The organism is Pseudomonas sp. NPDC087615, from assembly GCF_044743445.1.
Lineage (GTDB): Bacteria > Pseudomonadota > Gammaproteobacteria > Pseudomonadales > Pseudomonadaceae > Aquipseudomonas > Aquipseudomonas baetica_A.
Genome location: NZ_JBIUWM010000001.1, coordinates 231,287 through 258,250, shown reverse-complemented (window position 1 = coordinate 258,250; position 26,964 = coordinate 231,287). Strand labels below are relative to the sequence as shown.

Below are 26,964 nucleotides of genomic sequence, written 5' to 3'. Positions count from 1 at the left end.
GAATCCTTTTGAGGTGTCATCCCGCGATGATGTTGAACGCGGTAGTTGCCAACACCTCCCCATTAACCATCACCCGAACCGCATGCACCCCAGCGAAATGCTTGCGCGTCGTAAAATCCTTCATCACCTGTCTGCGCCCCACAACCACACTCTCAAGCCCCGCCAATACCAACGTCTTCAACTTAAAAACCTTAGCCGAAACCCCGCCATTCGCCTTCACATAGTCAATCGCATAATCAATCACCAACCGCTGCTCTTCCAGCACCGTGGACTTCACCGTAAACGACAACGTAATCGCTTCCCCCAGCCGCACTACTGCCGGCTCGATCTTCACATCCAGCAACTCAACCTCAGGCTTCGCACCCGCACCAATCACTGTCAGCGCCCGCAAATTCCCCTGCTTGATCAAGCTACGCAACGCATGCTTGGCAATCCACGCCGTGTGTTTGTTTGCCAGTGACCACCCTTCAATCACATCCAGCACCCACTCTGGATGTTCCTTGGTCACGTCATTCAAGTGATTCGCCACGGATTTGCGCACGTACAAGCTCTCATCCGCCTTCAACCGATCCAGTATCCCGGCGGCCAATTGCGGATCAGCCTGCACCGCTTCCAGCCTGAACGACCAGGGCAGGCGAGGGCGGCTGCCTTCGCTGGCCAACCGGCGGACGTGGTGGTTTTCGCTCTGGGTCCAGTCGTGCATGAGTTCCAGCGTGCGCTTCAGGTCGCTGCGCAGAAAGTGGCGGATGGCGAATTCGGAGGAGCCGAAGGTGGTGAAGTATTTCAGGGCTTGCATGGAGGTATCGAATGCGTGAGCGCCGTAGGTGGCGACGTAGTGCGGCAGGCACATGCTGACGAATCCGCTGTTCAGCCGTGGGGCGAGTTCGCGCAGGACTTCGAGGGAATCTTCGTAGTCCAGTGGCAGCACGGCGTGCAGGCTTTCGCTGACGCGGGCCATGCGTTGCATGACTGAGAGGTCGGCGAGGCCGTCGTTGGCATGTTTAAGGAATGTTTTGGTTTTGAATGCCGGGTACACAGCGCTCATTTCGGTGGCGATGTGTTTCAGGCGTTCGGCGTTGAAGATTTCCTTGAGGGCTGGTGCAGCGGTTTCGGTCGCGCTCATGGTCAGGTCATCGGCGCGCTGACGAACGCTTCAAGCGTTTCAGCGTAGGCGGTGTATCGGGCAATGTGCGGATAGCGCGCCACATCTATTTGGTCGGGGACGACGAGGTCGGTGAAGCTCCAGGCGACGGCGAGGCTGATGCCGGCCTGGGTCAGAGTGCCGTCGGTGGGCAGGCCGTGTTTTTCGAGTTCGTGTTCCAGGGCGGTGAAAGCGGCGGCGAGTTGGCTTTCGACGCGTTCGACCCACGGTTGGTATTGAATGTCGGCCGGGCGCAGGTTGCGTTCGTAATAGAGTTGCACGGCTTTTTCGCAGGCGGCGAGGCTGAGACCGATCAGGCGCAGGGCGTGGGCGCGTTGCTTGAGGTCGGAGGGCAGCAGGCTTTTGTCGGCGGCGGTTTCGAGGTAATCGAGGATGAGGGTCGAGTCCATGAGGACGACACCGTCATCGAGGATCAGAGAGGGTGCCTTGACCACCGGGTTGATCTGCTGGAATTGCTCGAAGTGGCGGAACACCGAGACTGACTCGTGTTCGAGGTCAATCCCTAAGCGTTTGGCGGAGATCGCCACGCGGCGCACGTAAGGGGAGTCGAGCATACCGATCAATTTCATGACGCGTTCCTTCAAGTCGAGCCGGTGGGGTAGGCATAACCTAGCCGAGCCTGAGGGAAATGTCAGGCGTCGAAAATGGCTTGTTCGTGAATTCATTCGACATTCAATTCCGGCGGAATGGTGGCGATCTGCAAACCCGGGCGAATGCGGGCTGTGCGCGGTCTCAAGGTCGCTCTGAATAAAAGCTCTGGCCTGCCGATAGCCTTTGGTCGCAGGTCGTCGATAGCCGTTTGTCTTCTATATACAGCCGCTCGACTGAATTTCTTGCTATAAACGCACTCCGATGACCGTTGTGAAGCCTGTGTGAGTGCAGATTCCGGGCGTTGTCGGACAAATTCCCTGTATTTACAGTTGCTGAGGCCTCAATCGGGCCTTAGACTGCCGCCCCTCGTAAATTGAGTGCCGGGTGGCGTTTGCAATAAACGATGCCTTTTCGTCGACCGGACACGGTTCGCCGGAACGCTCCCTAATTCGCCTTAATGCACGTTTTTTTATAGAGATATCAATGACAAAGGACAAGTTGCTGGCCATGCCGGCAGATGACTACATGAATGAAGAGCAACACGCTTTCTTCAGTGAGCTGTTGCAGAACATGAAAGTCGAAACCCATGAGCGCATTGAGCAAAACCGTATCGCTATCGAAAGCCTGGACACCCCGGCCGACCCGGCGGACGCGGCTTCGGTTGAAGAAGAGCGCACTTGGCTGGTAAACGCGATTGATCGCGACCAGCGCATGCTGCCTCAACTGGAACAAGCCCTTGAGCGTATCAAGGAAGACAGCTTTGGCTGGTGCGACGACAGCGGCGAGGCCATCGGTCTGAAACGCCTGCTGATCAGTCCGACTACCAAATACTGCATCGAAGCTCAAGAACGTCACGAGCAGATCGACAAGCACCAGCGTCAGGCCTGATTTCTTAGGCGCTGCCATCGCGGGCAAGCCCGCCCCCACAAGGTTATGCATTGAACCTGTGGGAGCGGGCTTGCCCGCGAAGCTTTTTATCGTCCGCCCTATTTCCCTGCCGTTCCATTGACCTGCTGCAGACCCCACGACTAACGGACCATAGATAATGGCGTTGTAGTGGCGTTTAATGCAGTCACAATAATGAGAACAAGCGTGGGGTGTTGATATGACGAGAGATGGATCTCTGGTTGGGGCTTTGCCTGCACCAGTGCTTTTGCCGAAGAACCGCTGGATCGCACCGACCTTGCAAAGCATCGCCCTGATGTTGTTGCTCGCCGGTATGACCTTGGGTGGAGGGTCGCTTTACGTCGGCATGCCGCTTGCGGTACTGATTGTCTGGCTGCCGCGCCTGCGCGTCCGAGCCGTCCCCGCTGCACTGCCTGCCGACACCGGCAGCGCCATTTCCGAACTGACCCGCGATCTTTCCTACACCACCAGCCATAACGCCTTGTCGGCAGCCGGCGTGGCGTTTTCGGTCAAGGAGTTGGCGAGCAAACTGGAATCGCAACTCGATGCGGCGGCGCGGATTGTCAGCAATGCTGAGGTGATGATCGCCACAGAACACGCCACTTCGCAGCTCAGCCGCGAAGCGCTGGCGGCGGCCAGCGAGGCGCATCACAGCAGTGCGGCGGGGCGAACCGAATTGGTCGACTCGATTTCGCGCATGCATCAGCTCAGTCAGCGCGCCAACGCCAGTCGTGAATTGATCGAGGCCTTGAGCCTGCGCAGCGATGATATTCAGCGGGTGACGTTGGTGATTCAGTCGATTGCCAGCCAGACCAATCTGTTGGCGTTGAACGCGGCGATTGAGGCGGCGCGGGCGGGCGAGCATGGTCGCGGTTTCGCGGTCGTGGCGGATGAGGTGCGTGGGCTGGCGGCGCGCACGGCGTCGGCGACGGGCGAAGTCGGTGAGATGGTCGCGGACATTCAGCAACGTACCGCTCAGGTGGTGGAGCAGATCCGCGAACTGTCGAGTGATCTGCACACCGGCGTCGAGCAGGTCGAGCATACCGGCCAGCATCTGGAAAATATCGCACGCTTGGCGGCGGGAGTGGAAAGTCAGGTCGGTGAGATTGCACGCGGCGCAGAGACCAATCGAGAGCAGCTCGACAGCCTGTTCAAGGCCATCGAGCAGATGCGCAGCGATCTGGCGATCAGCGATCAACAGACCCGTCGCCTCGCCGAAGCGGCAGTGCAGATGGAAGGGCAGGCGGAAACCATCAGCGAGCGTCTGGCCGAAGTCGGCCTGGATGATTATCACCAGCGTATTTATGACCTGGCGCGTGAAGGGGCGAGCCAGATTGCGGTGCGGTTCGAGGCGGACGTCGAGCAGGGCCGGATCAGTCTTGAGGATCTTTTCGACCGTCAGTATCAGGCGATTGCGAATACTCAACCGGCCAAGTATCAGACCCGATTCGACCGTTATACCGATCAGGTGCTGCCAGCGATTCAGGAGCCATTACTGCCGCGTCATGAAGGGCTGGTGTTTGCCATCGCCTGCACGCAGCAGGGTTATGTGCCGACACACAATCAGGCGTTCAGTCAGCCGTTGACCGGGGATGCACAGGTTGATGCGGTGAATAATCGCACCAAACGCAAGTTTGCCGACCGCACCGGGATACGCTGCGGCAGCCATCAGCAACCGGTGTTGCTGCAAACCTATACGCGGGACACTGGTGAACTGATGCACGACTTGTCGGTGCCGATCATGATCAAGGGGCGGCATTGGGGCGGTTTGCGTTTGGGCTATAAACCGGAAAGTCCGCGCTGACCGATTGTTGCGATTGATGCAATGAATCTGTGCACAGGCGTTGCTGTTTCCTGCGCAGTGAAATCATTAACATGCCGACTTAGTTAGGTTGCTAATGAAGTCGGGAGGCCTGCATGCAATGCAGAATTGATGTCGCCGTGATGATCGGCAGTGGCGTGCCCGCCGCGTTGCGTGCGATGGGCCAAAGCGTTTGCTGGGTGGTGTTGCTTGACGGTGAGCGACGCGGCACCGCGTTTGCCAGCCGCGATGAGGCCGAGGAGTGCAGGGCTGCGTGGCTCGCGCAGTTGGAGGCCGAGCCTGGCGACAGCCTGCATTGATCAGGGTTATTTGCCGTCGTGCAAACGTACGTTGAGCTCGTCGACCACAACGGCCTCTTCGCCGTCGTTGCGTAACCATTCCTTGAGCAGTTGTGCTTGTGATGGCGTCCAGAAATCGGCGTCGATCAGCTTGGTTTCGGCGTCCAATGGATGGGCTTCGATGAAATCGTCGATTGCTGTGCCTTCTGAGGGCAGTCCCAGTTGATCGAACAGGGTTTTCAGATCATAGGTCGGCAAGTCCATCATGTACTCCTTCTGATTGGCGCCGGGATGGCGCAGTCGATCACTCCCTTTATCTGAGGCAGTCGTTGGCCAGGAGTTCGATTTGCATTTCGAGTGAGCGGGCGAGGGCGCAGGCTTCATTGTGATCTTCGCGGAAACCTCTTACGCGTCCGGTGGATTTTTCCTTGATGTGGAAAAAGGCGTTGCCCGCTGGCACCACTTGAAAGCGCGGAGCATGATCGTTTTGTGCGTGTTCCGGCAGATCGTTCATCGCGGCGACATGCATGATCAGGGTTGATTTGAGTCGGGCGTCAGCGGGCATGGCGAAGTGAGTCAGAGTGCACATGTGAAGTCCTTTTCATCAGTTGGCCGATATTTACAGGCCGTTTCGGGTAGTCGTAATGAGCATCGCTGCTCTAGAATCGCCAGTACCTGTTGACGACGGGGCTTATCTAAAGCAATTTTTCGCGAGCGATATGTCGGAAAACTGCTTTTTTTCGTGAGAATTTTCCCTAAAGTTCGTAGTCAGTGTTCTCTGGCCGACGGTAAGGATTATTCCTTCAAGCTTTGGCGACATCGGGGTGAGTTTCGCGAGTGACAATCCAGTAGTCTTACGAAACCTCGCGTTGGATGAGCGGTCTGCTCTGTTCGAGCTTTTATTAGAGTCATTTGGCGGTTCCATCGGCCTGGCCGTTTTTTTGCCGTGCGCGTTTTCCGTGTGCGGTTTTTTCAGATCTGGGGATGTTTCTTTGGCAGTCAGTAATCTCGATATGCATGCTTTGTTCGTGCTGGGTGATTTGCGTGCGAAGCTGGTCAAGCTGTTTCAGTCGCGTTTTGTTTACATCACCGAGCAAAATGCCGAAGGCATTTACGTTGCCGAAATCGACACCGAAAGTGCGTTGGTGGTCGATGACAAACCGGGGCTCAAGCTCAAGGTCGGCGATCATTTCAGCGCATCAGTCCTGCCTAGCCGCGAAGGCGGCAAGATGGATATCCGCTTTCGCGAAATCAAACTGACGGTCTATGGGCTTGGCGATTACGCCTTCGTCGACACTGCCGATGGCCACGCGATCCTGTTCAAGGAAGGTCATAGCGTGGTGACCGTGTTCGCCGCCAATGAGCAATTGCAGGAAGGCCTGACCAAGACTCTGAAAGCCGTTACTGCCAAAGCCGCGAAGTGGCGCAAGGGCGAATTGGTGACCTTTAAGGCCAGCGAGTGATCGGTGGGTTGAGCCGCGCCGATTTTCACTCGCAGAACCTCGAAAGCGCACGCGAAGAGGCCCAGCGTTTGTTTGCTGCAAAGGCCCAGTTGCAGGGGGCTTGGCTGGGTTGGGTGGCGTCGCAGATTTACACGTTGCGCCCGGCGGAATACGCGAGCATGGTCAGACGCGAGCTGCAAAGTTTGCAGGGAAATGTCTGAAACCTGACATCGTTCGGGGCTTGGCCCTGAAAAAGCAGGAACCTCGGCTACAGTCAGTTGACTGAGTATTCAGAGGCTTGCGGTCTTCTGTCAGGCCATTCTGCTATTGCTGTGAACAGCACGAGGTGCAATGCATGAACGGATTTCGACGGTTATTGGCTGCCAGTGTGGCCACATTCGGTTTGCTGACTTCAGCGCAGTCGGTGATGGCGGCACCCGCGCCGATCCATTTTGCCGACCTGAACTGGGAAAGCGGCAGCCTGATCACGGATGTTCTGCGCATCATCGTCGAGAAGGGGTACGGACTGCCGACTGACACATTGCCGGGTACCACCATCACCCTGGAAACCGCGCTGGCCAACAATGACATTCAAGTGATTGGCGAAGAGTGGGCGGGGCGCAGTCCAGTGTGGGTCAAGGCTGAGGCCGAAGGCAAAGTCGTGAGCCTGGGCGATACGGTCAAGGGTGCGACCGAAGGCTGGTGGGTGCCGGAGTATGTGATCAAGGGTGATCCGGCCAAGGGCATCAAGCCGCTGGCGCCGGACTTGCGCAGTGTCAATGATCTGGCCAAATACAAAGACGTGTTCAAGGACCCGGAAAGCCCGAGCAAGGGGCGTTTCCTTAACAGCCCGATCGGCTGGACGTCTGAGGTGGTCAACAAACAGAAGCTGACGGCTTACGGCTTGCAGGATGACTACACCAATTTCCGCAGTGGCTCGGGGGCGGCGCTGGATGCTGAGATCAGCTCCTCGATTCGTCGCGGTAAACCGGTGTTGTTTTATTACTGGTCGCCGACGCCGTTGCTGGGCAAATTCAAACTGGTGCAACTGCAAGAGCCGCCGTTCGATGCCGAGGCGTGGAAGACGTTGACCGATGCCGATAATCCCAACCCGAAACCGACCCGCTCGCTGGCGTCGAAGCTGTCGATTGGCGTGTCTACGCCGTTTCAGAAACAGTATCCGCAGATCGCCGAGTTCTTCAGCAAAGTGGATTTTCCGATTGGGCCGTTGAACAAGGCATTAGCGCAAATGAGCGAGAACCACACCGCGCCGCGTCAGGCAGCGGAAGCGTTTATGAAGGCGCATCCGGATGTGTGGCAGCCCTGGTTGCCGAAGGATGTGGCGGATAAGGTTTCGGCTGATCTGAAATAAGGGTTGAGTCTGGTGGCCTCATCGCGAGCAAGCACGCTCTCACAGTGGAATGCATTCAACGGTGGGAGCGTGCTTGCTCGCGAAGCTTTTAGAATCGAGTCTGCACCGCCAATTCAAAGGTACGCGGCGTACCCAAGTAATACGCCGGCGAAACATGCGCAAACTCGGCATACACCTCATTCGTCAAATTGCGCACCCGCCCGGTCACCGTTGTGTGCGTATCAACCTTGTAACTGAGGAAACTGCCGAACAGCGTGTATGACGGCACGGTCATGGTGTTGGCGGTATCGGCAAACACCGAGGCTACATATCGCGCATCGACCCCACCTTGCCATTGCGGTGAAAAATCGTAGGTCAGCCACAGATTACCGACCCGGTCAGGGACATTGGTGGGGGTATTGCCTTTGCGCGATACCACCACGCCAGCGGCGTTTTTCTCGGTGAAGTCATCGTACTGCGCGTTGACCCAGGCAAAGTTGCCTTCAGCCAACAGCTTGTCGGTGATTTGCAGCGAAGTGGCAATCTCAATCCCTTTCGACGTTTGCTGGCCCACTGCAATGCTGCTGGTCGGGTCCAGGGGATCGGTGACGGCGAAGTCCTTGCGTTCGATTGTGTAGGCCGCGACCGTTGCCGAGCCGCGGCCGTTCAGGTAGTCGAACTTGCTGCCTATCTCCCATTGCTTGCCCGTCGAGACGTCGAAATCCTGGGTGCCGTTCGGTTGCTCGGCGGCGGTGCTGTATTGCACATAAACGTTGGCCGAAGGGATGAATTGATACGTCAGGCCTGCGCGACCGGTGACCGGCTCCCAACGGCGTTTGAGATGCTTTGGATTGGCGGCGGTCACGGTTCGGTGGTTGGTCACGTCGAGATTGATGTCGTCATAACGCAGGCCCGTGAGCAACGACAACTTGTCGGTCAGCGCCAGACGGTTTTCCACGAACAGCGCTTTGGTGGTCACCTGGTTGGTCTTGTCGCTGATCAATTGAGGGTGGGTGCCGGGAATGTCGTAGAAGTGCCCCGGTCGATAGTGGTTCGGGGCCACTGTGCTCGCGCCTTTGATGTTGAGCGGCGAGTTGGTGGTCTGGTTGACCTTGTATTCAAAGCCGCTCGACCACGTCGTATCAAGACCAAACAGTGTGCTGTCGTGGCGCAGTTCGAACTGGTTGCCGTTCTGCTCACCCTGGTGGCGTACCTGATACGCCGTGGAGCGATTCACTGCCGTGTTATCGGCGTTGTACTGGTAGGTTTCAAGATTGCGGTAATCGCGCTGGCTGTCGAGGTGATACAGCGTGTTGCGCAAGGTAGTGCTGTCGTTGATCCGGTAGTCGATGATCGATCGCAGCCACATTGTGCGCTGCTCGTAATGACCGTCCGCGACGTTGTAATTGTTGAAACGGTTGTGTTTGTCGATCTTCAACTCGCCGGCCTTGGGGTTGAGCACGGGCGTGCCCCAGTACGGACTGTCTTCGTGTTCGTCCTGATATTCCAGGGCCAGGGTATGGGACAGATTCGGCGTGAGGTCGCTAAGCAACGAGAACGCTAGGCTCCACGCGTCGCGCTCCTGACGATCGATGTAGCCGTTGCTGGTGTTGTGGCTGACGTCCAGCCGCGCATAGTGCTGCACGTCGGCGCTCGGGTCGGTCAGCGCGTGGTTGAGGCCGAAAGCGGTTTCGGTGGTGTCATAGCTGCCGTAACTGACTCTGCCTTCAACCGCTTGTTCATCGCGGGTCGCCAGTTTGGTCACGTAGTTCAGCGAGCCGCCCACCGAACCTGCGCCATTGACCAATGAAGACGGGCCGCCGAGTAACTCCACTCGATCATAAATCCACGCATCCACCGGCCGGGCGAGGCCGCCGGACACGTTGATGCCGTTGAACATCTGGGTGATCTGGCTGCTGGTGAAGCCGCGATAGGAGATGAAACCGCCGAAACCCGGCGGTGCGCTGGCGTTGACACCGGGCAGGGTGTTGGCGGCGTCCTGGAAGTTCTGAGCGCCATGGCGTTCGATGTCGTTGCGATTGGCGATGGCCACCGAGGCGGGCGTGTCGCGCACGCTCAAGCCAAGGCGCGAAGCCATGCCGCTGGACTGGTCGAGGCTCAGGCCCGGTTCGGTGCCGGCCTCGCCGTCGATGGTGATTGGCGCCAGATCCACGGTGGATTGCGCCCAGGCGTTAACGGACAGGCAGCCGCACAGGCTCGCCAGCAGAGTGAGTTGTTTCATCAAAGAATCCTGAATACTTGTCTAGGAATCAGCGCACAGGCAAACGCCGCGCGTTGGCGCAGTGGGCTGAACAATCAAAAAGGCAAGGGCGCTCAGGCGAACGGTGGGGCGCGTGGGTTGGCCGAGGGCCAGGTGAAGCGGGCAGGGAGGTCGGCGCTGACAATCGGGGCCAGCGGCGGGCTGTGTTGTTCAGGGAGGACTGCCAGAGTCAGGCTGGAGTTGAACGCCGGGCCCATGCCGCCGGTGGAGCACAACGGGCAACCGAAAGCTTTGGACAGGGTCGGTAGTTTTTCTTCGGTGGGATTGGATGCCAGCGGCGCTTGCGTCCTCGGGTCCACCGTACAGAACTGGCCGCCAATGCCGTTGAGCTGCATTCCGACCATTTGTCCGTGACCGATGCTGCACGCGAACACGTTGAACAGGACGCAGCAATAAAGCATCCAGGCCAGCAGTGAGCGATCGGTAGTGGAGAATTTCATGGGGCGGCACTTTACCGTACCGCCGATCGGTCGTGCACTTGAAAAAAATGCGACTAGGATCATTTGTTCAAATCCCTTTCAAGGATTTCAATCATGACTTTTATGTTGGCTCAATGGATGGCGGCCACTTTTGCGGTGATCGCCTTGGTGCATGTGTATTGGGCGTTGGGTGGGCAATGGGCGGCGGTGGCGGCGGTACCGCAAATACCGGTGGAAGGTTTTGTCGCGACGGTGCGACCGGCGTTCAAACCGTCGGGCTGGATCACATTGGTGGTGGCGGCTGGGTTATTGCTGATCGCTGCACTGGTGTGTCTGCGGGTTGGCTGGGGTTTCCCGGCGGTTAATCACAAGGCATTGCAATGGGTGATCAGCGCGATTGCGCTGTTGATGTTCGCCCGGGCGATTGGCGATTCGAATCTGGTGGGGTTTTTCAAGGAAGTGAAGGGCTCGCGATTTGCGCGGCTGGATACCTGGATGTATTCGCCGTTGTGTTTGGTATTGGGGGCGGGGTTGTTAGCGGTGGCGTGGGTTTGAGGCTGAGCGGGTTTGCGTGTTGACAGGGCGGGCCTCTTCGCGGGCAAGCCCACTCCCACAGTGATTGATGCTGTCCACCAATGCCGGTTTCACTCAAAACCCTGTGGGAGCGGGCTTGCCCGCGAAGAGGTCCGGCCCTGACACTGATGATTGCAAACTAGCTACCGTTCTCAGTCCGCCTGCTACTGACTTCAGCCGGCACGTCATCCCCAGCCATGCGCTTGCGGAATAACGCCGCCCGCGCCAGCAGCAACGTGGTCACCGGCATGGTGATCGCCAGCAGAATCGGGATCAACCAGGCATGCAGTACCAGCCCGGATTTCAGCGCTGAAAAGCAGATGATTGACGCCAGTGCCACGCACCATGCACCCAGCGTCGAAGCCAGTGCTGGCGGGTGCATGCGCTGGAAGTAGTCTTTCATCCGCAGCAACCCGGTCGCGCCGATCAGCGTAAACACACCGCCGAGCACCAGCAGGATCGCCACCGGAATCTCGACCCACAGAGACAATTCAGCGTTCATTCGATCACCTCGCCACGCAGCAGGAATTTCGCGAGGGCAAACGAGCCGACGAAGCCGAACAGCGCAATCAGCAGCGCCGCTTCGAAGTAAGTGTCACTGGCGTAACGAATGCCCAGGGTCAGCATCATCAGCATCGCAACGATGTACAGATAATCCAGCGCTAACACTCGATCCTGCGCCGACGGCCCTTTGAACAGGCGGATCAGGGTCAGCACCATCGCCAGCGAGAACAAAAACAGCGTCAGCAGGATCGCGTTCGACAGGAATGGGCTCATTCGTAAATCTCCATCAACGGCCGCTCGTAAGCAGTCTTGAAGTGCTCAATGAACTGCGCTTCATCATCCAGATCCCAAATGTGCAGCAGCAAAATGCTGCGATCCAGCGACAGTTCCGACCACACCGTGCCGGGCACTACCGTGCAGATCATCGACAGCGCGGCCAGTCCGTGGGCGTCGCGCAGCTCCAGCGGCACTTTGACAAAACGCGAGCGTGGCGGGCGGCGACCGGCGTTGAGCACGCCCCACGCCACGATCAGGTTGGACATCACCACGTCACGGCCGACAAGCAGGAGCAGACGCAGGATCGCCCCGGGACGGCGAATGCGCACGGGTTTGGGACGCAATTTACGCATCATCAGCGGCGCAGCAAAACCCAGCATTATGCCGAGCAGCAGATTACCGGGGCTGACCGAAAGATTCAGCGTCAGCCACAAAGCGCATAGCGCCAGGGATAACAACGGTGCAGGAAACACGCGCTTCATGGCTGCACCTCCAGCATGGCGGCTTTGGCTTCCGGGCTCGGTACGGCGCGAGTGCCGAGCACGGCCATCACGTACTGCTGCGGGTTGTGCAAGGCGTCAGCGGTCGCTTGGGTGTAGCGCAGCAGCGGCTCAGCCTTGAACGTGAGAAGGATGCTCAACCCCAGCAACAGGAAAATCGGCGCGCATTCGAGTTTGCGCAAAAGCGGCGAAGGGCGCTCTTGCGGCGTCCAGAAACGCTGGACGCCGAGGCGAGAGAAGGCCATCAACGACGCTAGCCCGGAGAGGATCAGCAGCGCGAGCAACGCCCATGCTGCATTGGAAATCGGCGCGTCGGTGCCCAGCCCCAGCGGGTTGAGCAGCGCACCGATCAGGCTGAGTTTGCCGATGAATCCGGACAGCGGTGGCATGCCGATGATCAGCAGGGCGCAGGCAATGAAACTCAGACCGAGAAACGCCATGGTCCATGGGATGACTTGACCGACCACGGCTTTCTGCTCGTCGTCGAGGTTGATGCCTTTGGGCGGTTGCAGGGATTCCTGCGGGCGCGGCAGCAGTTCGCTTTCGTCTTCCAGCGCAATCTCGTTGGCCGAGCGTGAGCGCTCGATCAACTCAGCCAGCAGGAACAGTGCGCTCAACGCCAAGGTCGAGCTGACCAGATAGAACAGTGCCGCGCCGATCAGGTTCGGCTGGGCGAAACCCACGGCCGACAGCAGTATCCCCGCCGACACCAGAATGCTCAGGCTGGCCATGCGCTCAAGCCGTTGCGCAGCAATAATCGCCAGCGCTGCGCACGCTATCGTCGCCATGCCGCCGTAGATCAGCCAGTCGCCACCGAAGAAGGACGAAGCCCCAGCCTGGCCGGAGAACAGCAGGGTCCACAGGCGCAGCAGGGTGTAAACGCCGACCTTGGTCATGATCGCGAACATCGCCGCCACCGGCGCGCTGGCCGAAGAGTACGCCGGCACCAGCCAGAAGTTCAGCGGCCACATGCCGGCCTTGGCCAGGAACGCTACCGCGAGAATCCCCGCACCGGCGTGCAGCAAACCACGGTCGGCTTCCGGCACCAGTGGAATTTTCAGGGCCAGATCGGCCATGTTCAGCGTGCCGGTGACGCCATAGATCAGCGCCGCACCGATCAGAAACAGCGACGAGGCGAGCAGATTGATCGAGATGTAATGCAAACCCGACGACACCCGCGCCCGGCCCGAGCCGTGCAGCAACAGACCGTAGGACGCGGCCAGCAGCACTTCGAAGAACACGAACAGGTTGAACAGATCAGCAGTGAGGAACGCGCCATACAGGCCCATCAACTGAATCTGGAACAATGCGTGGAAGCTCGAGCCCGCGCCATCCCAACGTGCCATCGCAAAGAGGAGGGCGCTGACGCCGATGATCCCGGTCAGCACCAGCATCAACGCCGATAGGCGATCAACCACCAGCACGATGCCGAACGGCGCCTGCCAATTGCCCGGCAGGTAAACGCCGATTGAGCCGGGCACGCCAGTGGTCTGCGTCCATTGCAGCAACATCACGGAAATGAACAGGCCGAGCAGGCTGGAGAACAGGTTGATTTTCGCCTTCAGCGGTCGGTGTTTCTCGCCGAGCATCAACATGATGGCGGCGGTCAGCAGCGGCAGCAGAATCGGTGCGGCGATCAGGTGAGTCATCGCCATCATTCTTTAGGCTCCCGGCCGTCAACGTGGTCGGTGCCGGTCAGGCCGCGCGAGGCGAGCAGAACGACGAGGAACAACGCTGTCATGGCGAAGCTGATGACGATTGCCGTCAATACCAGCGCCTGTGGTAGCGGGTCGGTGTAGTGCAGCAAATCTTGCGTCACGCCGTCTTTGATCACCGGCTCCTTGCCGATAAACAGGCTGCCCATGCTGAAGATGAACAGGTTGACCGCGTATGACAGCAGGCACAGGCCCATGACCACCTGAAAGGTCCGTGGTCGCAGGATCAGCCAGACGCCGGACGCGGCGAGGATGCCGATGGCGATTGCGATGACTTCTTCCATCAGACGGCTCCTTTGCTGGCGACGGACTTGGGTAACGATGCGGTCTTGTGCCCGCGCACCGATTGGTGGGCGAGGGCCGTGAGGATCAACAGCGTCGAACCGACCACTACGCCGTACACGCCGATATCAAAGAACAGCGCACTGGCGATATGGATCTCGCCCAGCAGCGGCAGTGCAAAATGCCAGGTGTGCGTGGTCAGGAACGGGTAGCCGACCGCCATCGCTCCGAGCCCGGTCGCCGTGGCGAACAGCAACCCGGTCCCCATCCAGCGCAAGGGCCGCAGGCTCATCTGCGCCTCGACCCACTGCGTACCGGCCACCATGTATTGCAGGATGAACGCCACCGACATCACCAAACCGGCGACAAAACCGCCGCCCGGCTGATTGTGGCCGCGCATGAACAGGTAGAACGACACCACCAGTGCAATCGGCAGCAGCAGTCGTACCAGCACCGCTGGCACCATCATGAAACCGAGCGCGGTGTCGCTGGCCGTACGCGGGTTGACCAGATCGGTGACCACGTCCGGCGCTAGCAGGCGTTGCTGTGCGGGCAGTTGCAGGCTTTCTTTCGGTGGGCGGAAGCGGCGTAGCAGGGCAAACACGGTCAGCGCCACCGCGACCAGCACGGTGATTTCGCCGAGGGTATCGAAACCGCGGAAGTCCACCAGCATCACGTTGACCACGTTGCTGCCACCACCTTCGGGCAAGGCGCGACTGAGGTAGAACGAAGAAATGTCGTTCGGTGTCTGGCGCGTGAGCATGGCGTACGACAGCAGTGCCATGCCGCCGCCGACGGCAATCGACAGCAGCAAGTCGCGCAGACGACGAATGCGCGCCTTGCGCAGGGTGCTCGGCAGTGGCGAGACTTCCTCGATCCGTCGTGGCAGCCAGCGCAGGCCTAGCAGGATCAGTACCGTGGTGACCACTTCGACCGCCAATTGCGTGAGGGCCAGATCCGGTGCCGAGAACCAGACGAAGGTGACGCAGGTCATCAGGCCGCAAACGCTGACCATGGTCAAAGCCGCGAGACGGTGATACTTGGCCTGCCAAGCGGCACCAAGGGCGCAGGCAATTGCCAGTAGCCACAGAGTCACGAAGACGATGGAGCCGGGGATTTTCGGCCGGTCGCCCCAACTCAGGCTGCTGTGCAACATCGGAATCAGGCCAGCGAGCACCGCCGCCAATACCACCAGAAACAATTGCATTTGGAGGCGGCGGGTGCCGAGTCGGCGCTCGACCCGACGGGCCACACGCATCATGACGACCAGACTGCGCTCGAACAGGTGCTTGCCGTTGAAGCGGCCAATCAGTGGCGGATATTTGAAGCGCCCACGCTTGAGCTGCTTGCGTAGCAACAAATAGAGGACGATGCCGCCGGACATGGCAATCAGGCTCATGATCATCGGTGCGTTCAGACCGTGCCAGATCGCCAGGCTGTACTCCGGCAAGGAGCCCCCCACCACAGGCAGCGCGGCGGCCGCGAGTAGCGGGCCGACCACTTGTGCGGGGAAAATCCCCACGACCAGGCAGGTGAACACCAGCAGTTCGACCGGCGCACGCATCCAGCGGGGCGGTTCGTGCGGGGTGTGCGGCAGGTCGGTGGCTGGCGGGCCAAAGAACACATCGACGGTGAAACGTAGCGAGTAAGCGACGCTGAACGTACCAGCGATGGTCGCGACAATTGGTAACGCCGCTTCGACCCACGCTGTGGCGTTGATGAACACGGTTTCGGCGAAGAACATCTCCTTCGACAGGAAGCCGTTGAGCAACGGCACGCCGGCCATCGAGGCGCTGGCAACCATGGCCAGCGTCGCCGTGAACGGAATCAGTTTGATCAGCCCGCTGAGTTTGCGGATATCGCGAGTACCGCTTTCGTGGTCGATGATGCCTGCCGCCATGAACAGCGAGGCCTTGAACGTGGCGTGGTTAAGGATGTGGAACACCGCCGCGACGGCGGCCAGCGGACTGTTCAGCCCCAGCAGCAGGGTGATCAGGCCCAAGTGGCTGATGGTCGAGTAGGCCAGCAAACCTTTGAGATCGTTCTGGAACATCGCGCAATAGGCGCCGAGCAACAGCGTACAGGCGCCGGCACCGCTGACGATGTAGAACCATTCTTCACTGCCGGACAGCGATGGCCACAGACGCGCCAGCAAGAAAACCCCGGCCTTGACCATGGTTGCCGAGTGCAGGTACGCGGAGACTGGCGTTGGCGCCGCCATCGCGTGGGGCAGCCAGAAGTGGAAGGGGAACTGGGCACTTTTGCTGAGTGCGCCAATAAGAATGAGGGGAAGCAAGATAGGGTAGAGGGCATGTGCGCGAATCTGATCGCCGGCGGCCAGGACCTTGTCCAGGTCATAGCTGCCGACGACATGGCCGAGGATCATGACCCCCGCCAGCAGACATAGTCCACCGGCCCCTGTAACCATCAATGCCATATAGGCACCGCGGCGGGCGTCCGCGCGGTGGTGCCAATAGCCGATCAACAGGAACGAGAAGAGGCTGGTCAGCTCCCAGAAAAACACGATCTGGATCAGGTTGCCGGAGATCACCAGCCCGAGCATGGCGCCCATGAACGCCAGAAAAAATGCGAAGAAACGCGGCACCGGGTCGTCCGGTGACATGTAATAACGGGCATATAAAGAGACGAGTGTGCCGATGCCGAGCACCAGCATCGAGAATAGCCAAGCGAAGCCGTCCATGCGCAGGACGAAGTTCAACCCCAGGCTGGGGAGCCACATGAACTCTTCGCGGATGACGCCGCCATCAGCGATTTGCGGATACAACATCGCGACCTGGACGGTGCCGATCAGAGCGACAAGACCTGCCAACAGGGATTCGGTATTACGCGCATTGTGTGGCAGCACCGCTGCCAGACAGCTGCCTATGAAAGGCAGAAGCAGTAGAACTATCAGGGACATAGGCTTCTAATCTGCGGAAGTTTGTGAAGCATCATACGTGCCAGCCCCCCGATCACCAAACGCGAGGATGTCTCAGAATCCTACAAAGTAGTCTGAAAATTTCTGTTTGGCATTGTTTCGCGGGGAAGGATGTTGCCAGTGATGACCCCATCGCGAGCGGGCTTACGCTCGCGGGGTACAAACAATACCTGCGGGAGCGGGCTCGCTCGCGAAGGCAATGCTTCGGACATCACCCAGCCTGGTTTAACCCTGAGTTTCCCGCTCCAACTCAGTCTCTGCTTCGGCAGCCTTACCCTTGGTCTTCAACTCACTGACAATTACCGCCGCCACAATCAACCCAGCGCCCAGCAGTGCAATCGCTGGCAAGCGCTCACCGGCAATCCGTCCGACAATCCCGGCCCACACCGGCTCGCCGGCATAGATCAACGTGGCCCGCGTCGGCGATACACTCTTCTGTGCCCAGTTCATGGCCACCTGAATCGCCGCACTCGCGGCGCCCAGTCCCAGTGCGGTCACCAGCAGCGTCCAGGAAAAGTCCGGAATCGCTTCACTCGTCGGCACCACCAGCAGAAACGACAAGACAGCCGTCACCGCCAACTGCACGACGGTCACCCGGCGCACATCGACTTGCCCGGCATAGGTGCTGATCAGAATGATTTCGGCGGCAATGGCAATGGCGCTTATCAGCGTGGCGATTTCCCCGGGGCTGAAGTTCAGCGAGGCCCCCGACGGCCCCGATAGCAGCATCAAACCGGTGAACGCCAGCATGATGCCGATGCTCGGCATCAACCCCGGCCGCCGTCCGAGCACCAGCCATTGCAGCAACGGGACGAACGGCACGTACAACGCGGTGATGAATGCTGACTGACTGCTCGGGATCGTTTGCAAACCGACCGTCTGCAAACCGTAGCCGAGCATGATCGCCACACCAATGAAGGCGCCGGCCTTGAGTTCGAACAGGGTCAGTTGGCGCAGATGGCGCCAAGAGAACAGCGCCACGATGCACGCTGCGGCGGCAAAGCGCAGGCCGACGAAAAACATCGGGCCGCTGACCGTCATCGCGTGCTGAACCAGCAGAAAAGTGCCGCCCCAGACCATAGTGATCAGCACCAGCACGCACTCGGCTTTGCTGAAACGGGAGAAACGGAGGGAAGTGTCGGGGCGATTCACTGACGTCATAACCTTGCGCACTATAAAAGGCAGGACGCACAATACGCCCAACGTTGCGCAGTATACTGCCCAACTCCACCGAGTGAGCAATATAGTGCCCAAAGATTCCAGCCAACGAGCGTCCGTCCTGCAACACGTCAGCCAGAACGTCCGGCGCCTGCGGCATGCCGCTGACCTGAGCCAGACCGCGCTCGCGGAAAAATCCGGGGTCAGTCGGCGCATGCTGGTGGCGATCGAGGCGGGCGAGAAAAACGTCAGCCTGACCACCCTCGACCGCGTTGCCGAAGCGCTCGACGTCGCCTTCAGTGATCTGATCCAGGCATCCGACGCGCGCGATCCGAGCCGCATCAACGAAGTGGCGTGGGCGGGCACGATCCCTGGCAGTAAAGCGGTGCTGCTGTCCAAAGCCACGGCGACTCGCGAAGTCGAACAGTGGGAGTGGTGCCTGCAACCCGGCGAGGTGTATCCCTCGCAACCGGATGCCGACGGTTGGAGTGAGCAGATTTATGTGTTTGCGGGTTGCCTGACGCTGATGCTCGGCGATCAACCGCAGCAAATCAGGGCGGGTGAGTTTTTCATGTTCGCCAGCAACCAGCCGCACGCCTATCGCAATGATGGGGATGTGGCGGCGCGTTTTGTCCGTAATGTGGTGATTTGAATGAGTCAGAGCGCAGATATCCTGATTATTGGCGGCGGCCTCAGCGGCACGATGCTGGCGGTGCAATTGCTGCGTCTGCCCGGTCAACGCAAGATTCTGATCATTGAACCGCGCGCCGAAGTGGGGCGCGGCGAGGCTTACAGCGCAGTCGAACCTGGCCATACGCTTAATGGCAACGCGGCGCGAATGAGCGTCGACCCGGATAACCCGAATGACCTTACGCAGTGGCTGACCGAGCATATTGCCGCTGGTGGCTGGCCGGAGTCGGCTGAGCAAAATGTGCCTGTCAGTGAGTTGTTCCCGCCTCGTGGGTTGTTCGGCGTTTATGTGCAACAACGGTTAGCCGAAGCCCGCCGTGTCGGTGCGCAACAAGGTTCGACAGTCGAGCATGTACGCGCGGAGGTCGTCGATCTGCAAGCCGATGCGGATTCAGTGCAGTTGACCTTGAGTGACGGTCAACTTTTACACGGCGCATTCGCTGTGCTCGCCACGGGTATGTTTCCCGCCGCACGCACGCCGCAGAAGGAATCCAGTGGCCTCAACGCCACCGCACTTGACCCGTGGGACGTCGCGGCCATGCGCCAACTCGATCCGCAATCGACCGTGCTGATCATTGGTTCTGGCCTGACCATGGTCGACGCCGTGGTGTCGCTGGAACAAGCCGGGCATCGCGGGCCGATTGAAGTGTTCTCCCGTCACGGCTTGCTGCCTCACGTACGGCGCCAACCACCGGTTTGGGTGGACTTCCTCGCTGAAAATCCTGGCATCCGCTCGCCACGGCAGTTGCTGCGCGAATTGCGTCGGCATTGCCGTGAGGCCATCGCCCAAGGCATTGATTGGCAGGCGCCGCTGGACACGGTGCGCGCTCATATTGGACGCTTGTGGAGCCAGGCGACTGACGTGCAGCGTCGACAATTCGTACGCCATGTGCGGCCGTGGTGGGAAAGCCACCACCATCGTTCGCCGCCGCTGAGTGCGCAGTTGGTCGAACGGCTGCAGGGCGAGGGGCGGTTGCGGATTCAGGCGGCTTCTTTCAAAGGGCTTGAAACGTGCGTGGCGGACGGTGTGAGTATTCGAATTCGTCGCCGTGGTGAGGCTGAAACCTGTGTAGTTCATGGCGCTTCGCTGATCAATTCCAGTGGCATCGAGTATGACTGGCGTCGGGTGGCTCGACCGTTGCCGCAGCAGTTGCTGGCTCGGGGATTGGTGCGACCGGGGCCGTTGGCGTTGGGGATCGCGGCTGCGATTGATGGTGCAGTGCTGAACGAACACGGGCAGGCAGCGAATCGGTTGTTCGCCATGGGCCCGCCATTGCGCGGAATGTGGTGGGAGAGTACTGCAGTGACCGATGTGGCGTTACAGGCGAAGGCGTTGGCGGTGCGATTGGGTGCTGAGCAAGGCTGAGGATTGAGGTTGCTGATCAGGGCCTCTTCGCGGGCAAGCCCGCTCCCACAGGTTTCAGTGTTGTTCACACATCACATGTACGACTCGGACACTGTGGGAGCGGGCTTGCCTGCGAAGAGGCCAGCAGGTTCAACATCTCTGTCTACTGGTCTGGCCTATTCGCTAGCAAGCTAGTTCCCACAGGGGTGTGTAGCGGCTGAAAGCTTACGCCACCACTTGATAACACGGCACATACGCCGCGCCGCCCGGCAATTTCATCCGGTGCTGGGCGACGAAGGCTTTGAGCAGCGCGTCCAGCGGTTGCATGATCGCGGCGTCACCGCGGATCTGGTACGGCCCGTGATCTTCGATCAGGCGGATGCCCTTGTCCTTGACATTGCCGGCAACGATCCCGGAGAACGCCCGGCGCAGGTTGGCCGCCAGTTCGTGCGGTGGCTGGTCGCGGTGCAGTTTGAGGTTGGCCATGTTTTCGTGGGTCGGATCGAACGGACGCTGGAACCCCTCGTCGATTTTCAACAGCCAGTTGAAGTGGAAGGCGTCGTTGCGTTCGCGGCGGAACTGCTTCACGGCTCTCAGGCCCTGAGTCATCTGGCGCGCCACTTCCGCCGGGTCGTCAATGATGATTTCGTAGTGCTGTTTTGCGGCTTCGCCTAGGGTGGCGGTGACAAACGCGTCGAGTTGCTCCAGATACGGTGCGGCATGTTTCGGCCCGGTCAGCACTACCGGGAACGGCAGGCCCTCGTTGTCCGGGTGCATCAGGATACCCAGCAGGTACAGAAACTCTTCGGCAGTACCGGCGCCGCCCGGGAAGATGATGATGCCGTGGCCAACGCGCACGAACGCTTCGAGGCGTTTTTCGATGTCCGGCAGGATCACCAGTTCGTTGACGATCGGGTTAGGCGCTTCGGCGGCGATGATGCCCGGCTCGGTCAAGCCGAGGTAGCGACCGCCATGAATGCGTTGTTTGGCGTGGGCAATGGTCGCGCCTTTCATCGGGCCTTTCATCACACCGGGGCCGCAACCGGTGCAGATGTCGAGGCTGCGCAGGCCCAGTTCGTGGCCGACTTTCTTGGTGTATTTGTACTCTTCGGTGTTGATCGAGTGGCCGCCCCAGCACACCACGATTTTCGGCTCGACACCCGGGCGCAGGGTGCGAGCGTTGCGCAGCAGGTGGAAGACGTAGTCGCTGATGCCTTGCGAAGTGCTCAGGTCGATGCGTTGGCTGTCGAGTTCATTCTCGGTGTAGACGATGTCGCGCAGGGCGCTGAACAGCATTTCGCGGGTGCTGGCGATCATTTCGCCGTCGACGAAGGCGTCGGCGGGAGCGTTCAGCAGCTCCAGGCGCACACCGCGATCTTGCTGGTGAATGCGGATTTCGAAATCTTTGTAGGCTTCAAGAATGGTCTTGGCGTTATCGACATGCGCGCCGGTATTGAGGATGGCCAGGGCGCACTGGCGGAAGAGGGTGTAGGTGCTGCCGGATCCGGCTTCGCTCAGTTGCTGAACTTCACGTTGAGAAAGGGTTTCCAGGCTGCCCTTCGGGCTGACCGAGGCGTTGATTACGTGTCGTTGGGTCATGCAATGATCCTTAAAACGATGTCATCCCAAAACCAGGCGAATGGCATCCGAATAGTGTGTATCCATGAATGAAGATGGCACGATCTGCGCTGTACCGCCATGTCCCCGTTGATTGATAAAAAGATGAAAAGGAGTCCCAGCATAGCTAAATCCACCGCAGAGGCGATAATGCCCCGGCCGGTTTTTTCCGTTGCCCTTTTTTGCCGCTCAAGGAAGTCATTCGTGATGTTTGAAATTCAGCCGATGGATGCCGCTACTTTTCGCCAGCAGACCCGCCGCAGCACGATCATCATCGCCGTGCTGTTTCTGGTGCTGGCGATGTTGTTTTCGACGGTGGCAGTGGCGCTGTTCGGTGAGCCTGGCGGCGATAATCTGCGGTTCAATGTCGGTGGTGTGTTTGTGGCGTTCCTGTTGACAGCGGGGCTGTTGCGCGGGCGATTCTGGAATCAGAGCTGGATGGCCCCGGCTGTTTATAGCTGGCGGCTCAAGCGTAGCCTGATGCGTGTTACCAATGTGATGCATCAGGTGACGGCGGCGGTAGAAAAAAACGATCCGACGGCGATGAAGGTGTTGCGCTTCTATCATTTGGGGCTGACCCAGATGCATGAACTGGACGGTAATTCCAGCGATCATGGGCAGCTGTGGCGGGAAGTCGAGCAACATAAGGAGCGCATGCAGGCGTTGGGGCTTGATATCGATCAGCCGCGCCTTGATCCGGCGTGGCTGGAAGCCTTGAAATCCGCGTCGCGTTAAAACGGAATGCGCCTGGCTCGGCGCAGTTTCCACGAGCGGATCAGCCGCCCATAGACCAACAGGTTGATCGCCAGCACCACGCTGCCGAGTGCCAGTTGAATCTGCGGTGTCAGCCCGGCCGGGTAGATGATTGGCCAGATGTAATGCTCGATGAATCCGCCGGCGTATTCCGTCTGTCCGGCGGCGTGGCGCATCAGGTTTTCCCAGTAGGTCAACGGACAGGTCAGGTGCAACACCTCGACCGCGAAGCCCCACGCGGCGGCGGGCAAGTGCAACCACATCAGCCGTGGCCACTTGAGCACCAGCAACCCGCCGAACAGCACGAACACAATGAACAGCAAATGAAACAGCACCAGCCCGTCGGCTGTGATTCGGTACAGCATGTCGTCTCCCTGACGCAATTGTGAATGGTGCTATGTTACGCGCAGGCCCTGGGCAATGGGGCAAGATTGTTCAAGCCAGAGATGGGTTGTTACTGGCACCGTTATCAACGGCTTTTCTGGTTGAAGAGTGTTATTTCCGATTCACGGTTGCTGCGCAGTAGATTTCTTCAAGACGCTGGTGGTTGTAAGTTGCCCGCGTGAAACTGCTCTACGCTGTAAGGAGGGCCATTTACTTGTGACAGGAGGTGCGCATGACGACTGAGCAAGAGCATCCTGAACTGGATGACGATGAGACGGATGAGCCGACGCAAGAAGAAATAGAGCGGGAGAAGCACAAGGAGCAAACCTGGAAACACGATGACGGCAGAGAGCTATCGGAACCTGACCGCAAGTTGTAATTGATTCTTGCGAAAAAGCCCCGCATCAGAGCCTGAGCGGGGCTTTTCGTTATTTCAGAGATCGTCCATCTGCGTTAAATCGGGGTGTGAGGCCCGATATCCCAAAGTTTTGTCGATCCAGGCATTAAGTTCGTTGACCATCACCGGTGCTTGACCAGGATACCCTTCGAGGGTGGTGCGCAGGATTCGTTCGATGTCGGGAACGGCACGCAGGTTTCGGGTTTTTATGTAGTGGCCGATAAAACAGTCGAGTTGAAAGCGTTCTGTCATGGACAGATGAATACACTCCAGGTCGTTGGCCTGATTGATTGCAAAATCGTCGCGCAACTTGGTTCTCTGCAGGTTTGATAACGTTGTTGGGGATTCCTGGTTTTTTTGACTCTTCGGTCAATTGGTATGCCAAATGGAAATGCGGCGCGCATGCTATCTCTAGCGCGTCTAAATGTATGCATGACGGTTGAAATGTCTGACAGGCGGTTAGTTCGTTCAAACGACTGTTTTGCAGATGACTGTTTCATTGTTGAAACGCTTGTTGTAATGAAACGGAATCACTATTGATTCGAATCTTTTTAAATAAATTGATGCAAAGAACATTCATGTCAGTTGATCTATTAGTTTGGCGCCCTGATGGCGTGAATTTCCAACGGTTTTAGCGACTTTGTACCATTCGAACGTCTCCGAAGGTTCGCCTTCGAACAGGAGCATATGTTCGGCCCGTTCGACGGGTGTTGCTGGATCGAGCCATTCGCGCACCAAATCTGCGCAGAACACCACAGGTCGACGATCATGGATATCAAGCATGCCGCCGACGCTGTCCGCAGTGATGATCACAAATCCATCGTCGTCCCGCGCCTGCGTGCCGGATGTAGGAAGTTGTCCGATGGCGGCGCAGAAAACTGGTCCGTGATCGGCCCGACGGATCAGCCACGGTTGTCGGGTTTTATCCTCGGCATCCACCCACTCAAACCAGTTGTCGACCGGGACGATCAAGCGATGCCGCCAGATGGCCCGGAAGAATGGGCCATGGGCGACTTTCTCCACTCGCGCGTTGATTGGCGCTGGGCGATCCTTGGCCCAGTGTGGGCGCCAGCCCCAGCGCAGGTTGTCAGCGCATAGTCGTTGATCGTGCTGATGGAGCACGGCCAGCGAAGTGGTCGGGGCCGCGTTGTAGCGATTCAGCGGCGCGTCGCCCACATGATTGAGCAACGCATCCGGGATGCTCAGCACAGCAACGAAATCGTGAATGCCACGGTACTGCGAGAGTCTTCCGCACATGGGCTGAATCTCCGGTTGGACGGTTTCAGCTTAGTCGCTGATGCGCTCTCAATCCTTGTCTTGAGCAGACACTGGCTTACTGAACGAGCGCCGGAACCAAACCCTGTGTACCTTATCCAACCTCGGCTCGCAGAGCCGGGCGCAGAGCCGGGCGCAGGGACGGATAAGGGCGAGGGAGTTTTGCCAATCGACAACGTGACCGCAGCGATCAGACGCAAGGCAAAACATGACAACCGGATTCAGACTTCTTTGTGCAACGGCCATTGTTTTAGGGTTGGCCGGTTGCATTGCCGCGCCCATCGAATTGACCGCGCAAACCGAAACACGCCTGAAAGCTCAAGCGCCGGTGCGCTTTTTGCTGACATACGATGATGGCCCCAGCGCCTCGAGTTTCTGGAATCCGTCGGCCACGGTCCTCGACAGCCTCAAAGACAACCCCCTGCAACCGGGCATCAAAGCGGTGTTCTTCGTCCAGACCCGTGCGCCCAGGGCAGGCGACAGCGAGATCGGCCGCGCCATCATGCGTCGCGAGCATGAGGAGGGGCATATCCTCGGTTTTCACACCGCGACCCACTGGCACACCAATCATCGCTTGCTCGACCCGCAGGAACTGGAAACGTCGCTGAGCAACGGTACGGCTGACATCGCCGCCATTACCGGGGCGCCACCCAGGTTATTGCGTCCGCCATTCTGGAACTACGACACGCGCACTTTTGCCGCCTATCAACAACATGGATTACACGTCTTGTTGACGGATTTGAGCGCTAATGACGGCAAGATTTGGGGGTTTAACGCCAGCCCGCGTCGCCGGGCTAACCTGTTGCGGCAGTTGTCGCAAGTCCGGGAGCGCATCGCTCTTGGCGAGTTTCCAACCGTGGATGGGGTCATTCCGGTAGTGGTGACCTTCCATGACCTTAATCGCTACACCGCGCGGCATACTCGCGAATATCTGCAAATCCTCCTGGACAGCGCAGCAGCCACTGGCGTGAGGCTGGCGGACAAGCCGTTCTACGATGACCACGCTGCGCTGGAGAAGGCCGCGCTGGCGCGCACGGTTCAGCAAAGTTCGGATCAAGTGGAGTTACCGGGCATCTGGAACTGGGTCTGGGATCATGACGCCCACTGAGTCGTCGGGTCAACGTTGTGATCCGGTTGGCATGGTTGCATCGAGCAGGACACCAATGGCTCATCTATGCTTTGTGGGTCGACCGACTCTCTCATCGCCTGCGAGGCGTCCACCCATGCTTGCCATTGCCGATATTTGCCGCATTGTCGAATCCGGCTTCCCCGCGTTTAAATGCGACTGCATCCCTACGCCGCAGGGGCTGTTGCAAATCAAAGTCTACGAACCCGACAGCGGTCACGTCGAGTTACTGCTCAATGGTGTTTCCCCGGAACATCTCGTCACGATCCGCGACATTTCCAACTTCATCGGTGAGTTACGCACGGAGATCAGTGCCGGGCGAAGGGCCTTCGCTGGTTAAACCTCATAAACGCCGCTGAAACGCCTGAACGATGCGCAATGTCGCGTCGCTGGTTTCCAGGTTCTGTACCGCGTCCAGTGGATGCCAGATGCAATCGGTGATCTCGTTCTGCGGGCGTACCTGGTCAATGTTCAATACCGATGCCTCGTAGACGTGATGCCGCGTGCTCCCGGTTTGCAGTTCCATCAGGTAAAGCACATCGTCGGCATCCAGTCCGGTTTCTTCCTGCAATTCACGCATGGCCGCATCCGCTCGGGTTTCCCCAGGCTCAACCTTGCCGCCGGGCAATGTCCAGCGGCAGCGGGGTTTGCGCACCAGGAGTACGTGTCGATCCTGTTCGCAAATAACGGTTGCGCGTACTTTCATTTGTTACCTTTTTGGCGGGCTGTCACAAGCATGAAATAAAACTGCAATATTCGAGCCGGGTCCTTGCTCAAAGGTTCCTTGGGTTTTGGCGCTTTTGGTTGTACGAAAACGGCCAAACCCCTGACAGACAGCATAGCGACACTCGGTCGGCATTTCGGCGCAATCAGGGTGTAAGGTAAAAGCGTGTAGCTGAACCAACCGTTAGCGGACAGGAGGTGTCCATGAGCATTCCCATGTTGAACAAGATGCACATGAACGGCTATGACGTGCTCAGCGTGAACAACGGCCCGTGGCGGGTCTGCACCCAAGGTGACCGGCTTGCGTCGTTTCGCAGCAGGGAAGAAGCGCTGGCGTATGCGGCGGCGCTCCCCGGTTACAAAAAGCGCTCGACGGGTGCTCAACGTGAGCGCGTGAGCTGACTATCTGTAACCTGTAACGAAAGAGCCCCGGTTTATGCCGGGGCTTGTGTTTGG

General features: G+C 58.9%; 32 protein-coding genes. 14 read left to right on the top strand and 18 right to left on the bottom strand.

Annotated features, from left to right (window positions below):
• Positions 1-16 precede the first annotated feature (16 nt).
• Together ACIOU6_RS01175 and ACIOU6_RS01170 are read right to left on the bottom strand one after the other, a co-directional pair.
• Positions 17-1,123 (bottom strand): DNA alkylation repair protein, encoded by a 1,107-nt coding sequence (locus tag ACIOU6_RS01175; RefSeq protein WP_401133093.1) that lies wholly within the window; start codon positions 1,121-1,123, stop codon positions 17-19.
• A 2-nt stretch (positions 1,124-1,125) separates the two neighbouring features.
• The gene (locus tag ACIOU6_RS01170) at positions 1,126-1,731 is read right to left on the bottom strand and encodes a glutathione S-transferase (RefSeq protein WP_401133091.1); all 606 of its coding nucleotides are present in this window, start codon (positions 1,729-1,731) and stop codon (positions 1,126-1,128) included.
• Between the two features lie 505 nt (positions 1,732-2,236).
• Here ACIOU6_RS01170 and ACIOU6_RS01165 point away from each other — a divergent pair.
• From ACIOU6_RS01165 to ACIOU6_RS01155, 3 genes are all read left to right on the top strand, one after another.
• Positions 2,237-2,641, top strand: a complete 405-nt coding sequence (locus tag ACIOU6_RS01165; RefSeq protein ID WP_221729599.1) for a TraR/DksA C4-type zinc finger protein — start codon at positions 2,237-2,239, stop codon at positions 2,639-2,641.
• Positions 2,642-2,858: 217 nt separating this feature from the next.
• A complete protein-coding gene (locus tag ACIOU6_RS01160; protein ID WP_401133089.1) occupies positions 2,859-4,463 on the top strand; it encodes a methyl-accepting chemotaxis protein in 1,605 nt (534 codons plus the stop codon).
• A gap of 113 nt (positions 4,464-4,576) precedes the next feature.
• Complete coding sequence (locus tag ACIOU6_RS01155; protein WP_221729601.1) at positions 4,577-4,780, top strand: hypothetical protein; 204 nt, start codon at positions 4,577-4,579, stop codon at positions 4,778-4,780.
• A 6-nt stretch (positions 4,781-4,786) separates the two neighbouring features.
• On the opposite strand, the gene ACIOU6_RS01150 is transcribed toward ACIOU6_RS01155, so the two are convergent.
• Both ACIOU6_RS01150 and ACIOU6_RS01145 read right to left on the bottom strand, forming a co-directional pair.
• A complete protein-coding gene (locus tag ACIOU6_RS01150; protein ID WP_221729602.1) occupies positions 4,787-5,023 on the bottom strand; it encodes a DUF2789 domain-containing protein in 237 nt (78 codons plus the stop codon).
• 49 nt (positions 5,024-5,072) lie between these two features.
• Complete coding sequence (locus ACIOU6_RS01145) at positions 5,073-5,288, bottom strand: hypothetical protein (RefSeq protein ID WP_260455516.1); 216 nt, start codon at positions 5,286-5,288, stop codon at positions 5,073-5,075.
• 484 nt (positions 5,289-5,772) lie between these two features.
• Between ACIOU6_RS01145 and ACIOU6_RS01140 the strand changes: the two genes are divergently transcribed.
• From ACIOU6_RS01140 to ACIOU6_RS01130, 3 genes are all read left to right on the top strand, one after another.
• Complete coding sequence (locus ACIOU6_RS01140; protein WP_163005233.1) at positions 5,773-6,222, top strand: hypothetical protein; 450 nt, start codon at positions 5,773-5,775, stop codon at positions 6,220-6,222.
• Positions 6,223-6,230: 8 nt separating this feature from the next.
• A complete protein-coding gene (locus ACIOU6_RS01135) occupies positions 6,231-6,422 on the top strand; it encodes a hypothetical protein (protein WP_221729604.1) in 192 nt (63 codons plus the stop codon).
• Positions 6,423-6,556: 134 nt separating this feature from the next.
• Entirely contained in the window at positions 6,557-7,573 is a 1,017-nt protein-coding gene (locus tag ACIOU6_RS01130; RefSeq protein ID WP_401133087.1) for an ABC transporter substrate-binding protein, read from the top strand.
• Between the two features lie 88 nt (positions 7,574-7,661).
• On the opposite strand, the gene ACIOU6_RS01125 is transcribed toward ACIOU6_RS01130, so the two are convergent.
• Both ACIOU6_RS01125 and ACIOU6_RS01120 read right to left on the bottom strand, forming a co-directional pair.
• Positions 7,662-9,794, bottom strand: coding sequence for a TonB-dependent receptor (locus ACIOU6_RS01125; RefSeq protein WP_401133085.1), 2,133 nt, complete (start codon positions 9,792-9,794; stop codon positions 7,662-7,664).
• A 92-nt stretch (positions 9,795-9,886) separates the two neighbouring features.
• Positions 9,887-10,273 carry a DUF2946 domain-containing protein gene (locus ACIOU6_RS01120; RefSeq protein ID WP_401133084.1) on the bottom strand — a complete coding sequence of 129 codons (387 nt, stop codon included), beginning with the start codon at positions 10,271-10,273 and terminating at the stop codon, positions 9,887-9,889.
• A 93-nt stretch (positions 10,274-10,366) separates the two neighbouring features.
• Here ACIOU6_RS01120 and ACIOU6_RS01115 point away from each other — a divergent pair, with 93 nt between their 5' ends.
• A complete protein-coding gene (locus ACIOU6_RS01115; protein ID WP_221729608.1) occupies positions 10,367-10,807 on the top strand; it encodes a DUF3995 domain-containing protein in 441 nt (146 codons plus the stop codon).
• A 157-nt stretch (positions 10,808-10,964) separates the two neighbouring features.
• On the opposite strand, the gene ACIOU6_RS01110 is transcribed toward ACIOU6_RS01115, so the two are convergent.
• The 7 genes from ACIOU6_RS01110 to ACIOU6_RS01080 form a co-directional block, all read right to left on the bottom strand.
• Entirely contained in the window at positions 10,965-11,327 is a 363-nt protein-coding gene (locus ACIOU6_RS01110; RefSeq protein WP_221729609.1) for a Na+/H+ antiporter subunit G, read from the bottom strand.
• Positions 11,324-11,602 carry a K+/H+ antiporter subunit F gene (locus tag ACIOU6_RS01105; protein ID WP_221729610.1) on the bottom strand — a complete coding sequence of 93 codons (279 nt, stop codon included), beginning with the start codon at positions 11,600-11,602 and terminating at the stop codon, positions 11,324-11,326. Before ACIOU6_RS01105 ends, ACIOU6_RS01110 begins: the two co-directional genes overlap by 4 nt.
• Positions 11,599-12,087: a Na+/H+ antiporter subunit E gene (locus ACIOU6_RS01100; RefSeq protein WP_401133079.1), complete on the bottom strand. Its 489-nt coding sequence runs from the start codon at positions 12,085-12,087 to the stop codon at positions 11,599-11,601. The genes ACIOU6_RS01105 and ACIOU6_RS01100 overlap by 4 nt, the downstream gene beginning before the upstream one ends.
• The gene (locus ACIOU6_RS01095; protein WP_221729612.1) at positions 12,084-13,763 is read right to left on the bottom strand and encodes a monovalent cation/H+ antiporter subunit D; all 1,680 of its coding nucleotides are present in this window, start codon (positions 13,761-13,763) and stop codon (positions 12,084-12,086) included. The genes ACIOU6_RS01100 and ACIOU6_RS01095 overlap by 4 nt, the downstream gene beginning before the upstream one ends.
• Positions 13,760-14,104, bottom strand: coding sequence for a Na+/H+ antiporter subunit C (locus ACIOU6_RS01090; RefSeq protein ID WP_016775082.1), 345 nt, complete (start codon positions 14,102-14,104; stop codon positions 13,760-13,762). The genes ACIOU6_RS01095 and ACIOU6_RS01090 overlap by 4 nt, the downstream gene beginning before the upstream one ends.
• On the bottom strand, positions 14,104-17,022 hold the full coding sequence (locus tag ACIOU6_RS01085; protein ID WP_401133075.1) for a monovalent cation/H+ antiporter subunit A: 2,919 nt from the start codon (positions 17,020-17,022) through the stop codon (positions 14,104-14,106). Before ACIOU6_RS01085 ends, ACIOU6_RS01090 begins: the two co-directional genes overlap by 1 nt.
• 243 nt (positions 17,023-17,265) lie before the next feature.
• A complete protein-coding gene (locus ACIOU6_RS01080) occupies positions 17,266-18,201 on the bottom strand; it encodes a DMT family transporter (protein WP_401133073.1) in 936 nt (311 codons plus the stop codon).
• An 85-nt stretch (positions 18,202-18,286) separates the two neighbouring features.
• Here ACIOU6_RS01080 and ACIOU6_RS01075 point away from each other — a divergent pair, with 85 nt between their 5' ends.
• Together ACIOU6_RS01075 and ACIOU6_RS01070 are read left to right on the top strand one after the other, a co-directional pair.
• Positions 18,287-18,850, top strand: a complete 564-nt coding sequence (locus ACIOU6_RS01075; protein WP_221729615.1) for a helix-turn-helix domain-containing protein — start codon at positions 18,287-18,289, stop codon at positions 18,848-18,850.
• On the top strand, positions 18,851-20,254 hold the full coding sequence (locus ACIOU6_RS01070) for an FAD/NAD(P)-binding protein (protein ID WP_401133070.1): 1,404 nt from the start codon (positions 18,851-18,853) through the stop codon (positions 20,252-20,254).
• A gap of 204 nt (positions 20,255-20,458) precedes the next feature.
• Here ACIOU6_RS01070 and ppnN read toward each other — a convergent pair whose 3' ends face one another.
• Positions 20,459-21,832, bottom strand: a complete 1,374-nt coding sequence (gene ppnN / locus ACIOU6_RS01065; RefSeq protein ID WP_221729617.1) for a nucleotide 5'-monophosphate nucleosidase PpnN — start codon at positions 21,830-21,832, stop codon at positions 20,459-20,461.
• A gap of 225 nt (positions 21,833-22,057) precedes the next feature.
• Here ppnN and ACIOU6_RS01060 point away from each other — a divergent pair, with 225 nt between their 5' ends.
• Entirely contained in the window at positions 22,058-22,585 is a 528-nt protein-coding gene (locus ACIOU6_RS01060) for a DUF3087 domain-containing protein (protein ID WP_221729853.1), read from the top strand.
• On the opposite strand, the gene ACIOU6_RS01055 is transcribed toward ACIOU6_RS01060, so the two are convergent.
• Complete coding sequence (locus tag ACIOU6_RS01055) at positions 22,582-22,968, bottom strand: DUF2784 domain-containing protein (RefSeq protein ID WP_401133068.1); 387 nt, start codon at positions 22,966-22,968, stop codon at positions 22,582-22,584. The genes ACIOU6_RS01060 and ACIOU6_RS01055 overlap by 4 nt on opposite strands.
• Positions 22,969-23,219: 251 nt before the next feature.
• Between ACIOU6_RS01055 and ACIOU6_RS01050 the strand changes: the two genes are divergently transcribed.
• On the top strand, positions 23,220-23,366 hold the full coding sequence (locus tag ACIOU6_RS01050) for a hypothetical protein (protein WP_221729619.1): 147 nt from the start codon (positions 23,220-23,222) through the stop codon (positions 23,364-23,366).
• A gap of 54 nt (positions 23,367-23,420) precedes the next feature.
• On the opposite strand, the gene ACIOU6_RS01045 is transcribed toward ACIOU6_RS01050, so the two are convergent.
• The gene (locus ACIOU6_RS01045; protein WP_221729620.1) at positions 23,421-23,693 is read right to left on the bottom strand and encodes a hypothetical protein; all 273 of its coding nucleotides are present in this window, start codon (positions 23,691-23,693) and stop codon (positions 23,421-23,423) included.
• A gap of 267 nt (positions 23,694-23,960) precedes the next feature.
• Positions 23,961-24,641: an SOS response-associated peptidase gene (locus tag ACIOU6_RS01040; RefSeq protein WP_401133064.1), complete on the bottom strand. Its 681-nt coding sequence runs from the start codon at positions 24,639-24,641 to the stop codon at positions 23,961-23,963.
• Between the two features lie 226 nt (positions 24,642-24,867).
• On the opposite strand from ACIOU6_RS01040, the gene ACIOU6_RS01035 reads away from it, so the two are divergent.
• Positions 24,868-25,767, top strand: a complete 900-nt coding sequence (locus ACIOU6_RS01035; RefSeq protein WP_401133062.1) for a polysaccharide deacetylase family protein — start codon at positions 24,868-24,870, stop codon at positions 25,765-25,767.
• A gap of 115 nt (positions 25,768-25,882) precedes the next feature.
• The gene (locus ACIOU6_RS01030) at positions 25,883-26,125 is read left to right on the top strand and encodes a DUF1652 domain-containing protein (RefSeq protein WP_221729623.1); all 243 of its coding nucleotides are present in this window, start codon (positions 25,883-25,885) and stop codon (positions 26,123-26,125) included.
• Positions 26,126-26,128: 3 nt separating this feature from the next.
• On the opposite strand, the gene ACIOU6_RS01025 is transcribed toward ACIOU6_RS01030, so the two are convergent.
• Positions 26,129-26,491, bottom strand: coding sequence for an NUDIX hydrolase (locus tag ACIOU6_RS01025; RefSeq protein ID WP_221729624.1), 363 nt, complete (start codon positions 26,489-26,491; stop codon positions 26,129-26,131).
• A gap of 221 nt (positions 26,492-26,712) precedes the next feature.
• On the opposite strand from ACIOU6_RS01025, the gene ACIOU6_RS01020 reads away from it, so the two are divergent.
• A complete protein-coding gene (locus tag ACIOU6_RS01020) occupies positions 26,713-26,910 on the top strand; it encodes a DUF2188 domain-containing protein (protein ID WP_221729625.1) in 198 nt (65 codons plus the stop codon).
• Positions 26,911-26,964 lie beyond the last annotated feature (54 nt).